The sequence below is a fragment of the Streptomyces sp. NBC_01214 genome (assembly GCF_026340975.1).
In the GTDB taxonomy this organism is placed as follows: Bacteria; Actinomycetota; Actinomycetes; order Streptomycetales; family Streptomycetaceae; genus Streptomyces.
The window spans coordinates 1,606,121-1,618,255 of sequence record NZ_JAPEOS010000003.1 but is presented as its reverse complement, the minus strand read 5'-3'; the positions used below and the strand labels follow the sequence as shown (position 1 = coordinate 1,618,255).

The window sequence follows — 12,135 nt, the reverse complement described above, 5'->3', positions numbered from 1 at the left end:
ATGACAGATGACAGCACCAGTGCGTTTCAGGCGGGCCAGACGGGGCTCATCGTCCGGATCCCGGAGGCCGAGCCGTCCGTCCGCAGATGGCGTGAACGGCTCGACCCGTCGGCCCGGGCCGGGGTGCCGGCCCACGTCACCGTGCTCTTCCCGTTCCTCGACGAGAGCCGCATGGACACGCTCGTCCACTCCGCCCTCGCGGACGTGCTGGGCCGGCAGCCCGCATTCGACCTGCGGTTCGAGAGGTGTGGGCGGCTTCCGGAAGTGCTGTACCTCGTGCCCGAGCCGGACACGCCGTTGCGTCGGCTCACGGAGGCGATCGCCGATCGTTGGCCTGAGGCTCCTCCGTATGGCGGCCGGTTTGCCGAGGTCATACCGCACCTGACCCTCGCTCAAGGCCAGGAAGACCCCCTCCTGGAGGAGATCGAGACCGACCTCGCGGACAGGCTCCCGTTCACCTCTCACGTCTCCTCGGTCGAACTCATGGTGCACGACGGAACGAAGTGGCAGGAACGGGCGTCGTTCGCCCTCGGAGCACGACGCCGGCCATAGGCCCGGGGGACCCGCCGGAGGTCCGGTCCTCGCGCGGAAGCGGTGTCGGACGGCGGGCGGCCGCCCGGCACGGCCGAAGCCCCCTACGGCCGCTCGAAGAGCTGCAGCAGCCCGCCGAGCGAGAAGCACAGCGCACCGGTCAGCGTCCCCCAGTTGGCGATGTCGACGTTGACCAGGCTTCCGGTCGCGGGGCGGGTGAAGGCCGCCAGCGCCGAGACCATGAAGAGGACCGAACCGAACTGGTTCACCGCCACGACCCACCACCCGAGACTGCGGGAGCGGATGCACGGCCAGGGCCGATGGCAGATCTCGGCGAAGGCGAGGTGCCCCGAGACGAGGAACAGCACGCACCCGATGACGTCAGGGGTCCAGATCAGCCGATTGACCTGCCGGGCGGTGAGGCCCTCCAGGAAGGAGTCCAGCAGGTTGACGCCGAACACGAGCGTTCCGGTGAACAGGACGAAGGTGCTCAGCCAGTCCAGCCGCATCGGCTCGTACCCCCACCACCGCCAGCCCGCGGTGATCAGGAAACCGCCGCCCGGGGCGTGACGGGGCGCGTTCAGTACCTGAAGGACCGATACGTAGCCCCCGGTGCTGAAGAACAGGCCCCCGACGAGGTACACCCACGCGCTGACCAGCGGATCGCCGGAACCGAACTGCGAGGCCGCGGCGCCGACGGCGAACAACGCCCCGCCGATGACGAACGCGCCGGAAGCCAGGACGTTGAGCCTGCGCAGACGGCGCAGTGCCCCGGGATCGGCGGTCGAGACCTGGCCGGCCGCATCTCCTGGGCCCCGCACCGACAGCGTGCCGCGCTTGCGCGCCAGCCGCGAATCCCAGACCACCGTGTCCCCCTCGGGCCGCCGCCAGGTACGCCGGGTGACGAACGGTCCTGCGCCTTCGACGCTCTCCAGAGGCTGTCCCACGATCTGAGGTTAGTGCCGGGGGCGACACCCGACCGTCAGCGAAACGAACCCGCATCGATCGCCCGGCCGGACGAGGACCGCGCGTCCCGTCCCCGTGCCGTGACCCGGTTGGCGCAGTCCCGGGCGCCGGATCCGTGGTGAACGCGCACAGTGGGTGGTCAGGGCGGTGCGACCGACCGGAACGGAAGTGTGGCGAATGGCCTCGGGCACACACGTACACCTCGTACGAGTCGGACTCGGGCGGATGGATACCGGTCCCGTACGTCGTGCCAGTGCCAGTGCCAGTGCCATGGAGCGCTCCGGCGCCGACGCGTGAGGATGCCCGCCATGACCCAGCCCACCCAGTCCGCGGAGCCCGCGCAGTCCCCCGGGTCGAGCCCGGACGACCACGTCATCGTCCTCTTCGGTGCTACGGGAGACCTGGCCCGGCGCAAGCTGCTGCCCGGCCTGTTCCATCTCGCCAAGGCGGGGCTGATGCCACGGCGCTACCGCATCGTCGGCACCGCCCCGGCGGCCGTGGCCCTGAGCGACCAGGATTTCCGCGCCCACGCACGGCAGGCCGTGACGGAGTTCGGACGCTCGCGCCCCGAGGGTCCCGTATGGCAGGAGTTCGAGTCCGCCCTGTCCTTCGGGGCGGCCGACCCGCAGGCCCCGGAGCCGTTGGTGGCGGCGGTGCGCGCGGCCGAGCAGGCCGTCGGCGGCACTCCGCGACGCCTCTTCCACCTGGCCGTCCCGCCCGTCGCGTTCACCTCGATGATCGAACTCCTCGGCGCCACGGGCCTCGCCCAGGACGCCCGTGTCATCGTCGAGAAGCCCTTCGGGACCGACCTCGCGTCCGCCCGCGCGCTCAACGGGGCCATCCACGCCGTGTTCGACGAGTCCCGCGTGTTCCGCATCGACCACTTCCTCGGCAAGGAGGCGGTGGACAACATCCTCGCCCTCCGGTTCGCCAACGGCCTCTTCGAACCCCTCTGGAACCGCGAGCACATCAGCCACGTGCAGATCGACGTGCCCGAACAGATCGACATCCAGGGCCGTGCGCACTTCTTCGAAGGCACCGGAACCTTCCGCGACATGATCGTCACTCATCTCTTCCAGCTGCTCGGGTTCGTCGCGATGGAACCACCGGTCGTCCTCGACGCCCAGTCGCTCCGGGACGAGCAGGTCAAGGTCTTCCGCAGCCTGCGGCCGCTGGATCCCGCGCACGTCGTGCGCGGACAGTACACGGGCTACCGCGCCGAGCCCGGGGTCGATCCGGCCTCGGACACCGAGACCTTCGCCGCCCTGCGCGTCGAGATCGACAACTGGCGCTGGGCCGGTGTCCCCTTCCTCCTGCGCTCGGGCAAGGCCCTGGCCGAGGGCCGCCACGTCGTCACCCTGGGGCTGCGCGAGCCCGTTCTCGGCATGTTCCCCCTGAACGCGCGTGCCGCCGTCGACGGTCGGAGCAACGAACTCGTCATCGACTTCGCCGATCCCGGCTCCATCAGCGCCCGGTTCCTCGTCAAGGAGCCCGGCCCCTCCATGCGGTTGGCGGAGGCGGACATGGTCTTCGGCTACCGGAGCTCCTTCACCGCCGACAACTCCCTGGAGGGCTACGAGCACCTCCTCCTGGAGGCCATGCTCGGCGACCAGTCCTTCTTCACCCGCTCCGACGGCATCGAACGCCTGTGGGAGGTCTCGGCCCCGCTGCTGGAGGCGCCCCCTCCCGTGGAGCCGTACGCCCCCGGAACCTGGGGGCCCGACAGCATCGACGCGCTCGTGGCCCCGCACCGCTGGCACCTTCCCGACCGAGGCTGATGCGAGGGGTTCCGGGCGAGGAACCGGCGTGGGGGGGAGACGCCACCGAGGGGGCTACGTGAAGGCGTGCCCGGTGGGGACGAACCGGCCCGTGGTCAGAGGGGCTGGAGCCGCCTGTGGAGGAGGCAGAATTCATTGCCCTCCGGGTCAGCGAGGACGTGCCAGTTCTCGGTGCCGGTCTGGCCGACGTCGGCGGGCCTGGCGCCGAGGGCGAGGAGCCGCTCCAGCTCGGCGTTTTGGTCGCGGTCGGTGGGATTGACGTCGATGTGCAGTGGGAGCTTCCCGGTCCCCGGGGCGCTGCTCGGGCTGAGGATGAGGGTCGGCTGCGGGCCGCCGAAGCCGGCGCCGGGCGGCCCGATCTCGATGCTTCCGTCGTCCTCCCGGCCGAGTTCGACGTAGCCGAGGACCTCGCTCCAGAAGGCGGCGAGTCGCTCGGGGTCGGCGGCGTCGATGACCAGCTCACTGATGCGGCATGCCATGCCCGTCAGTGTAGGGAGCGAACCCGGCAGTCGACCGTGGGCCGCGCACTTGGCTGCCCGGGCTTCGGTCGGGTTCTGGCTTCGCCGGGCGGCGGCCGGACGGACCCGGGTTCGGCAGCCCAGTGGCCCGGGCGAGGAGTTGCCGGACGTCCTCGCCCCGCAGCCAGAACATCACGGCGCGGGGCGAGGATCGGGATCGGGCCCGCTACTACGAGGCGGACGGGGCGGCGGGGTGGAAGTTGACGCGCTCGCGAACCACGGGGAAGCCGGCCTTCGCGAAGTTCGCCGCCATGGGGAAGTTGCCCCGGTCCGTGGCTCCGGTCACGGCCTCGGCGCCGTGCTCCACGAGGAGGTGGGTGCACTCCGCGAGGAGGTCGTAGGCGTAGCCGCGGCCGCGGTGTTCCGGGAGGACGCCGATGAAGCCGATGGTCGGCCCGGAGGGGTTGTGTGCCGGGATGTGGATGCCGGCCAGGTCGCCGTCAGGTGTGCGGGCGACCTGCCACCACTCCCGCGGGGACGGGCACCAGTGGAAGAAGTCGAGCTCCTCCTGCGCGGCCTGGTCGAGGCCGCCCTCCGCTATGGCCTTCAGCGCGTGGGCGTCCAGGGTGGCCGCATGGATGCGGCGCAGCGCGTCGAAGAAGACCGCGTCGTCGGGTTCGGCGCCGAAGACGAGGCGGCCGGGCCGTTCGGGGAGTCCGCGCTCCGGGGTCCAGCGGTAGAGGAAGCGTTCCACCAGGAGCTCGTAGCCGGCCGCCCGGGCGGCGGCGAAGCGCGTCTCGGTGGCGGCGGTCAGGTCGGGGTGGTCGCGCCAGTCGCCGGGGAGGTTGATTTCGAGCTCGACCTGCCAGGGGGCGGAGCGCAGGAGTTCGGCCCCCGCCTCCACCTCTCCCTCGGCAACATCGAACCAGTTGACGTTGACGGGTTCCTCGTCGTCGGTGCCGCCCCACCAGGCGCCGCGGGCGACGACCGTGCCGTCGCGCAGGGCCACCCGCTTCCAGTCGGGGCGGTGCGTGGTGCGCTCGTGGGCGGCGCGGGCGTTCAGTGGATCGGGGTGTGCGTCGAACAGCTGGGCGTCGCTCTCGTCGAGCGCGCGGATGACCAGATCGGTCATGGATTCCTCCGGGACGTGTACTGCGTGGTGCGCTCCCGGCCTCGGATCAGACGAACCACACCGGGGTAACGAGGAGGGAGCGCTGGATGGTTGAGAACTGCACGGCACTCGCCTCCTTCCGTTCGTCTCGCGCGACGTGGTCCGAAGTCGGACGATACTTGATCACCGAGAGTCCGTCCACGCACTATTTTGAGCCGGCCCGAGGGGCTCCCCCGGTGCCCGCGTCCACGCGGAGCGGGCGGCGGGCGGCGGGCGGCGGGCGGCGGGCGGCGGGCGGCAGATCACCGCTCAGACGAGCGTGGCGACGGCGTCGCGCCGGAGCAACGTGCCGCCCGCTTCCGGGAAGTCGTCGGGGCGTTCGACCCGACAGCGTTCACCGACGAGGAGTCCCAGGAGAACCTCGCCCTGGAAGAGTTCGAGCACGGGATCTGGTGACGTGTCAGCGGGGTGTGGCTTTCGGGCGGCGCCGCACGGGTGTCGTGCAGCCCCGCGCCTGCGCGGCGGTCCGCGGCGGAGGATCCGCCGCCACCCCGACCGCGCCCCGACGGACTTCGGCGGAACGGTCGCACGCCGTGTGAAGATCACTGGGTTGATGCCGACCGTGAGGAGGGCGCATGGCCGCTGTGGTGCTCGTTCACGGCCTGTACCACCGTCCTGAGCACTTTGCCGAAGTGACAGAGCGTTTGCGGGCTTCCGGAACCGTGGTTGCGGTTCCCGAGCTCCACCGGGGTTCGTTGCGCGCCGACACCGCCGCGGTCCAGGCAGCCGTCGACGCGCTGCGGGAGCCCGCGATCCTGCTCGGTCACTCCTACGGCGGTTCGGTGATCACCGGGGTGCGCGGAGCAGGACACTTGGTGTACCTGGCGGCCTTCGTGCCGGATGCCGGCGAGAGCGCGGCCGCTCTGGGCGGGGCGTCCTCGTTGCTCCAGGAGGCGATCCGGCCCGGGCCCGACGGCTCGACCAGTCTGTGCCCCGATCTGGCTGCCGCCGCCCTCTACGGCGACTGTCCCCCACCGCTCGCCGCCCGGGCGGTCGACCTCCTGCGGGCCCAAGCCCCCGGCTGCGGGCGAGGAGTTCCGGAGCGCCAGAGCTGGCAGGACACCCCCTCCACCTACGTGGTCTGCGCACGGGACCGAGCCGTCGACCCGGGTCTCCAGCGGAGGATGGCCTCGCGCTGCACCGACGTGCGCGAGTGGCAGACCGACCACTCGCCGTTCGTGGGACGGCCCCGGCTCGTCGTCGGACTCCTCCAGGAACTGCTCGCATCCGCTTTCTGACGCGGTGCGCGCATATGAGACCGCGGTGCCGTGAATTCGGATGGCCGGAGCGGTGCTGACCTGCGACTATCTGCGGATGCTTATCCTTACCGACGAACTCGGCCACCTTTCCTACACCGTCACCGGCGAGGGTCCGCCCGTGGTGCTCGTGCACGCCGGCGTCGCCGACCACACCATGTGGGACGCGGTCGTGCCCGCCCTCGCGGAGCGGAACACCGTCATCCGGTATGACCTGCGCGGCTTCGGTGAGTCCGCGCCCCCGACCGGGCCGTTCACGGAGACCGATGACCTGTGCCGGCTCCTGGACCACCTCGGTCACGAGAGCGTCCGGCTCGTCGGCGCGTCCTGGGGCGGGCGGGTGGCCGTGAACTTCACCCTCGCCCACCCCGGCCGGGTCGAGTCGCTGACGCTGCTCGCCCCGCCGTGGCCCGGCTACGACTGGTCGGCGGACATGGTGGCTTACGACGAGGCCGAGACGGCGGCCCTGGCCTCGGGCGACCTGGACGCCGCGGTCCGCGTGAACCTGGACATGTGGCTGCGCGGGCCCGGCCGCGGCTGGGAGGACGTCGCTCCGGGGCTGGCCGACCGGCTCCGTACCCCCGTACGGACGTCGCTGGTGAACCAGGACGCGGTCGGGGAACACTCCCGGGGCGGCCCGGCGGGCGACGTCGCGACGATCGCCGTTCCCACACTGGTCGGGATCGGTCTGCTCGACGTCGCCGACTTCCAGGACATCGCCCGCCGGTACGCCGCCGAGATCCCCGGCGCCACCCTGGTCGAGTTCCCCGCTGCCGCCCACCTCATCGCACTCGACTCCCCCACCGAACTCGTCACGGCGCTCCGGTCGTTCCTCGCCCGCTGACGCGGGGACGCGGGCCGGCCGAAACCCAAGTGCCCCCGCGCGCCGGGACGGTGCAGGATCCGTCCATGGACCACAAGGACAACAAGGTCGTGGCACGGCTCGCCGAGGCGCTGTCGTCAGGTGCTCCGGTCCGCGTCCACCGGTCGGCGATCCGGGGCGCGGATCGGCTCGACGGTTTCGTCGTGGGCACGGGCGCGGCGTGGACGCTGATCGCCCTGTGCAGTGACGTCCAGCTCGACGGCTGGGCGGCGGTGCGTACCGCGGACGTCACGAAGGTCGGGTGGCGGGGCGGTACGGACTGCCTGACCGTCCGGGCGCTGCGGCGCCGTGGACGCTGGCCGGCCCGGGCGCCCGAGCCCGAACTCGTCCTGGACGGGTTGGCGGACCTGGCGGAGGGTGCCTCCCGGGCCTTCGGGCTGGTGTCCCTGCACGTCGAGCGGGACGCGCCGGACGCCTGCTGGATCGGCGAGGTGGCCGCCGTACGGAAGAAGTCGCTCCGGCTGCGGGAGGTCGACACCGAGGCGCGGTGGCGCCCCCGACCGTCGAAGTTCCCGTTCGAGGACGTCACCCGGGTGGGCTTCGGCGGGCGGTACGAGCGGACGCTGCTGGAGTTCGCCGGGCCGTACCGCTGACCGCGGGCACCCTCGGGCGCGCCCTCAGTCGCCCTCGGGCCGGCGTGCGGGTGCGGTGATCCGGCGTACGGCTTCCACCACCGCCGCACGGTGCTCGGCGAGCCGCTCGGCGGCCCAGCCGGTGCCCGCCGCGTTCGCCGCCGGACCGCCCACCGCTGCGAACCAGGCCTGTGACAGGCCCATGACCAGCGTCAGCACGTCCGCCGCGGGCACCGCGGCATCGATGCGGCCCGCTTCCTGCGCCCGCCGAACCGCCTCGATCTTGCCGTCGTAGGACGCGGACTCCGCATCCGTGGATCCCGGGCGCTCCAGTTGCTTCCACAGCACGAGGCGCATCAGCGCCGGCCGCTCGACGAGGTGGTCGAAGACCGCCCCCGCGTAGCCGGGCAGGTCCTCCACCTCGAAGGGAACGGACTCCGATCCCGTCGCGAGGGCCCGCTGGAGCACGGCGTCGAAGAGCTGCTCCTTGTTGCCGTAGTAGACGTAGATGAGCCGCTTGTTCGCCTGCGCCGCCTCGGCGATCCGGTCGACGCGCGCACCCGCGATGCCGTACGTCGCGAACTCGGTGAAGGCGGCGTCGAGCAGGCGCGCCTTCGTCGCATTGGAATCCCGTGCCATGGGCCGCAGCCTAGCAAGTAACTATCTGGTTATTGACAAGCGAGGCCGACGCGTCGCAGACTCGAACTATCCAGTTAGTTACTTTCTTGTGAGGAGCACACCATGGAGATCCGCGCACTGGGCGGCCAGGGACTGGAGGTCGGCGCCGAGGGCCTCGGCCTGATGGGCATGAGCGCCCACTACGGCGCCACCGACGAGACCGAGTCCCTCGCCACCATCGACCGCGCCCTGGAGCTGGGCGTCACCCTCCTCGACACCGCCGAGGGCTACGGCCCCTTCCGCAACGAGCAGCTGCTCGGCAAGGCCCTGGCCGGGCGCCGTGAGGCGGCCGTCGTGGCCACGAAGACCGGGGTCGAGTTCAGCGACGAGGGCGTCTTCCTCGGCCACAACGGGAGCCCCGAGTACATCCGCCGCTCGGCCGACCGCTCCCTGCGCCACCTGGGCACCGACCACATCGACCTCTACTACCTGCACCGCGTCGACCCGAACGTGCCGATCGAGGAGAGCGTGGGAGCCCTGGCCGAGCTGGTCGAGGCCGGCAAGGTCCGCCACATCGGGCTGTGCGAGGTCTCCCCCGCCACGATCGCCCGCGCCCACGCGGTGCACCCGCTGGCCGCCGTACAGACCGAGTACAGCCTCTTCGAGCGCGGCATCGAACACGACGGCGTACTGGACGCCCTCCGCGAGCTCGGCATCGGACTCGTGGCCTACTCCCCGCTCGGACGCGGATTCCTCTCCGGTGCCATCACCAGCCCGGACGACTTCGCCGCCGACGACTTCCGGCGCACCGACCCGCGGTTCCAGGGAGAGAACTTCCACCGCAACCTGGCCGTCGTCGACCAGGTCCGCCGGCTCGCCGCCGAGAAGGGCGTCACCCCCTCGCAGCTCGCCCTGGCCTGGACCCTCCACCAGGGCGCCGTCCCCATCCCGGGCACCAAGCGGCGCCGCTACCTGGAGGAGAACATCGCCGCCACCGCCGTGACGATTACCCCTGCGGAGCTGGCCGCCATCGACGCGGTGGCGCCGCACGGAGTGGCCTCGGGCGAGCGCTACGCACCCGAGCTGATGGCGTCCCTGAACGGCTGACCCCGTGGGGGGGACCCTGGCGGGCTCACAGCATGACGTGCTTGACCTGGGTGTAGTCCAGGAGGCCCGCCATCGAGAGGTCGCTGCCGTAGCCCGAGTGCTTGACCCCGCCGTGGGGCATCTCGGAGACGGTGGTGCCGTGGGCGTTCACCCAGACGATGCCGGTGTGCAGGGCCCGGGTCGCCCGCATGGCGCGGTCGTGGTCCCTCGTCCACACGCTGGCGGCGAGGCCGTGGCGGACGTCGTTGGCCAGGTGCAGGGCCTCCGCCTCGTCCGCGAAGGACTGCACGGTCACGACGGGGCCGAATGCCTCCTCCTGCACGATCTCATCGCCTTGGCGCACGCCGGCGACGACGGTGGGTGCGTGGAAGAAGCCCGGCCGCGGGAGGCGGGCGCCGCCGGTGACGATCTCGGCGTGCCGCGGCAGCCGGTCGAGCAGGGACCGGACCGACGCCAGCTGCGCCGCGTTGTTCAGCGGGCCGAAGTCCGCGTCCGGCTCGTCCGGAGCGCCCGGGCGCAGCTTGGCCGTTTCCGCCGCGAAGGCCGCGAGGAACGCGTCGTGCACCCGGTGGTGGACCAGCAGCCGGGTGGGCGCGGTGCAGTCCTGTCCCGCGTTGTAGTAGGCGACCGCGGCGAGGGCGGCTGCGGTCGCCTCGACGTCCACGTCGTCGTGGACGAGCACCGGCGCATTGCCGCCGAGCTCCAGGTGGACCCGTTTGAGGTCGGCGGCCGCGGCCGCGGCGATCTGTCGGCCGGCGCGCACGCTGCCGGTGACCGCGATGAGGGCCACGTCGGGGTGGGCGGTGAGCGCGCGCCCTGTGTCGCGGTCGCCGCAGACCACGTTGAGCACGCCCGGCGGCAGGTGCTCGGCCGCGACGCGGGCCAGCAGCGCGGACGACGCGGGGGTGGTGTCGGCGGGCTTGAGCACGGTCGTGTTGCCCGCGGCGACGGCCGGGGCGATCTTCCACACCGCCATCATCAGTGGGTAGTTCCACGGGGTGATCTGGGCGCAGACCCCGACCGGTTCGCGCCGCAGTACGGAGGTACGGCCTTCGGCGTACTCGGCGGCCGCGAGGCCCGGCAGGTTGCGCGCGGCTCCGGCGAAGAAGCGCAGGGTGTCGACGATCGCGGGCAGTTCCTCGGTCCTGAACTGCCGGGGCGGCTTGCCGGTGTCGCCGGTTTCGGCGGCCACGAAGGCCTCCGCGTGTTCCTCGATCGCGTCGGCGATGCCGAGCAGGGCGCGCTGGCGTACGGCCGGTGTGGTCGTGGACCAGTGCGCGTACGCGGCTGCGGCGGCCGCGCAGGCGGCGTCCGTGTCGGCCCTGCCGGAGCGCGGGGCGTGGCCGTGCACCAGGCCGGTGGCGGGGTCGACGAGCTCCATCGTCCCGCCCGAGGCGGCGGGCAGGTCCACGCCCGCCACGTGGTTGAGCACGGGGTCAGCCACGGCGCAGCGCCTCCCTGGCGGCGTCGCGTCCGGTGCGTACGGCGCCTTCCATGTAGCCGGCCACCCACTGGTCGGATCCACAGACGTAGAAGGGTGGTTCGTGGGTGCCGTGGCGGGGGCCGACGGCCGTGACGTCGCCGGGGGTCCACTGGGTGACGTACCCCTGGGTCCACGGGTCGGTGCCCCACATCCGGACGTAGGTGGCGAGCGGCCGGTGGGCCTCGTCGCCGTAGAGGCGGGCGATGTCGTCGAGGAGTTCGCGGGTGCGCAGCGCGGCGGGAGTGCCGAGCAGGACGCCGATCCTCTCGGGTGGTACGAGGGCGGAGAGGATGCCGTCGCTCTGCGGCCAGGTGCTGCCGAGGACCCCTTCGCATTCGGAGAGGCCGCTCCGGCCGAGCTCGCGCCAGAACGGCCGGTCGTACGCGGCGACGAACTTCGCGGCGAGGGCCTGGCGTTGGCGGTGCAGGGAGGCGAGCCGCTCGTCGCAGACGCCGGTGACGGCGATCTGGCGCAGCGGGCCGACGGGCAGGGCGCTGACGACGGCGCCGGCGGTGAGGGTTTCGCCGCCGGCCAGCCGTACGGAGCAGTGGCCGGGCCGGCGGACCGTGACGGCCCGGGCAGGCGCGCCGGTGCGGATGCGTCCGCCGAGGGCGGCTGCCATGCGCAGGGCCACCGTGGCGGAGCCCTCGGCGACCCGCAGGCCCTCCCACGCCTCGTAGTCGTAGGCGCCGGGGCCGGGGACGGCGGCGTGCTTGCGCAGGGCGGCGAGCAGGGACGTGCGCTCGTACGAGCCGTCGGCGAGGGCGAGTTGGCCTATCTCCCAGAGGCGGACGACGGCCGGGGTGGCTCCCTGGGCGCGCAGCCAATCGCCGACGGACGTCCGGTCGAGGGCCGTCGCGTCGGGGTGGGACCAGGGGTCGGCCGGGTCGACGGTCTGGGCGAGTGCGCGGAAGGCCGCGGTGACCTTCTGGTGGCAGGCGTCGTCGCCGGGGCCGAACCAGTGGGGCGGCTCGCCCGCGGAGACCCCTTCGGGCGTGGCGCGGGTGAGGGCGCCGGGCTCGGCGACATAGCTGGGGACCAGGGTGAGGCCGAGTTCCGCGGCGAGGTCCAGGTAGGCGGTGTGGGCGCGGCCGACGACCTCTCCGCCGAGCTGGACCAGCCGGCCGTCGGGGAGCCGGGTCTGTTCGACGCGTCCGCCGACCCGGTCCCGGGCTTCGACGACGAGGACGTCGGCTCCGCCGGCGGCGAGGTCGCGCGCAGCGGCGAGGCCGGCCAGGCCGGCGCCGAGCACGATGACGTCGTGGTTCATGGGGGTGTTCCTTCGGTCGGACGGAGTCGGGGCGGAGCCGGG

13 protein-coding genes are annotated in these 12,135 nt (G+C 72.5%); 6 read left to right on the top strand and 7 right to left on the bottom strand.

Going from position 1 to position 12,135, the window contains the following annotated elements; translation table 11 throughout:
* A complete protein-coding gene (locus tag OG594_RS43740; protein ID WP_266608062.1) occupies positions 1–552 on the top strand; it encodes a 2'-5' RNA ligase family protein in 552 nt (183 codons plus the stop codon).
* A gap of 83 nt (positions 553–635) precedes the next feature.
* Here OG594_RS43740 and OG594_RS43735 read toward each other — a convergent pair whose 3' ends face one another.
* Positions 636–1,478, bottom strand: a complete 843-nt coding sequence (locus tag OG594_RS43735) for a hypothetical protein (RefSeq protein ID WP_266608061.1) — start codon at positions 1,476–1,478, stop codon at positions 636–638.
* 327 nt (positions 1,479–1,805) lie between these two features.
* Between OG594_RS43735 and zwf the strand changes: the two genes are divergently transcribed.
* Complete coding sequence (gene zwf / locus OG594_RS43730) at positions 1,806–3,275, top strand: glucose-6-phosphate dehydrogenase (RefSeq protein ID WP_266608059.1); 1,470 nt, start codon at positions 1,806–1,808, stop codon at positions 3,273–3,275.
* Positions 3,276–3,370: 95 nt separating this feature from the next.
* On the opposite strand, the gene OG594_RS43725 is transcribed toward zwf, so the two are convergent.
* The 3 genes from OG594_RS43725 to OG594_RS43715 form a co-directional block, all read right to left on the bottom strand.
* Positions 3,371–3,754 (bottom strand): VOC family protein, encoded by a 384-nt coding sequence (locus OG594_RS43725; RefSeq protein ID WP_266608057.1) that lies wholly within the window; start codon positions 3,752–3,754, stop codon positions 3,371–3,373.
* A gap of 208 nt (positions 3,755–3,962) precedes the next feature.
* Complete coding sequence (locus OG594_RS43720) at positions 3,963–4,865, bottom strand: GNAT family N-acetyltransferase (RefSeq protein WP_266608056.1); 903 nt, start codon at positions 4,863–4,865, stop codon at positions 3,963–3,965.
* A gap of 288 nt (positions 4,866–5,153) precedes the next feature.
* The gene (locus OG594_RS43715; protein WP_266608055.1) at positions 5,154–5,288 is read right to left on the bottom strand and encodes a hypothetical protein; all 135 of its coding nucleotides are present in this window, start codon (positions 5,286–5,288) and stop codon (positions 5,154–5,156) included.
* 191 nt (positions 5,289–5,479) lie between these two features.
* Here OG594_RS43715 and OG594_RS43710 point away from each other — a divergent pair, with 191 nt between their 5' ends.
* The 3 genes from OG594_RS43710 (at position 5,480) to OG594_RS43700 (ending at position 7,636) form a co-directional block, all read left to right on the top strand.
* The gene (locus OG594_RS43710) at positions 5,480–6,142 is read left to right on the top strand and encodes an alpha/beta fold hydrolase (protein ID WP_266608053.1); all 663 of its coding nucleotides are present in this window, start codon (positions 5,480–5,482) and stop codon (positions 6,140–6,142) included.
* A gap of 76 nt (positions 6,143–6,218) precedes the next feature.
* The gene (locus OG594_RS43705; protein WP_266608051.1) at positions 6,219–7,004 is read left to right on the top strand and encodes an alpha/beta fold hydrolase; all 786 of its coding nucleotides are present in this window, start codon (positions 6,219–6,221) and stop codon (positions 7,002–7,004) included.
* Positions 7,005–7,069: 65 nt separating this feature from the next.
* Complete coding sequence (locus tag OG594_RS43700) at positions 7,070–7,636, top strand: hypothetical protein (RefSeq protein ID WP_266608050.1); 567 nt, start codon at positions 7,070–7,072, stop codon at positions 7,634–7,636.
* 24 nt (positions 7,637–7,660) lie between these two features.
* On the opposite strand, the gene OG594_RS43695 is transcribed toward OG594_RS43700, so the two are convergent.
* Entirely contained in the window at positions 7,661–8,254 is a 594-nt protein-coding gene (locus tag OG594_RS43695; protein WP_266608049.1) for a TetR family transcriptional regulator, read from the bottom strand.
* Between the two features lie 102 nt (positions 8,255–8,356).
* On the opposite strand from OG594_RS43695, the gene OG594_RS43690 reads away from it, so the two are divergent.
* Complete coding sequence (locus tag OG594_RS43690; RefSeq protein ID WP_266608048.1) at positions 8,357–9,340, top strand: aldo/keto reductase; 984 nt, start codon at positions 8,357–8,359, stop codon at positions 9,338–9,340.
* 25 nt (positions 9,341–9,365) lie between these two features.
* Here the strand turns inward: OG594_RS43690 and OG594_RS43685 are convergent, their stop codons facing one another.
* The gene (locus OG594_RS43685) at positions 9,366–10,784 is read right to left on the bottom strand and encodes an aminobutyraldehyde dehydrogenase (RefSeq protein ID WP_266608046.1); all 1,419 of its coding nucleotides are present in this window, start codon (positions 10,782–10,784) and stop codon (positions 9,366–9,368) included.
* Complete coding sequence (locus OG594_RS43680; protein WP_266608044.1) at positions 10,777–12,093, bottom strand: NAD(P)/FAD-dependent oxidoreductase; 1,317 nt, start codon at positions 12,091–12,093, stop codon at positions 10,777–10,779. Before OG594_RS43680 ends, OG594_RS43685 begins: the two co-directional genes overlap by 8 nt.
* Positions 12,094–12,135: the final 42 nt, after the last annotated feature.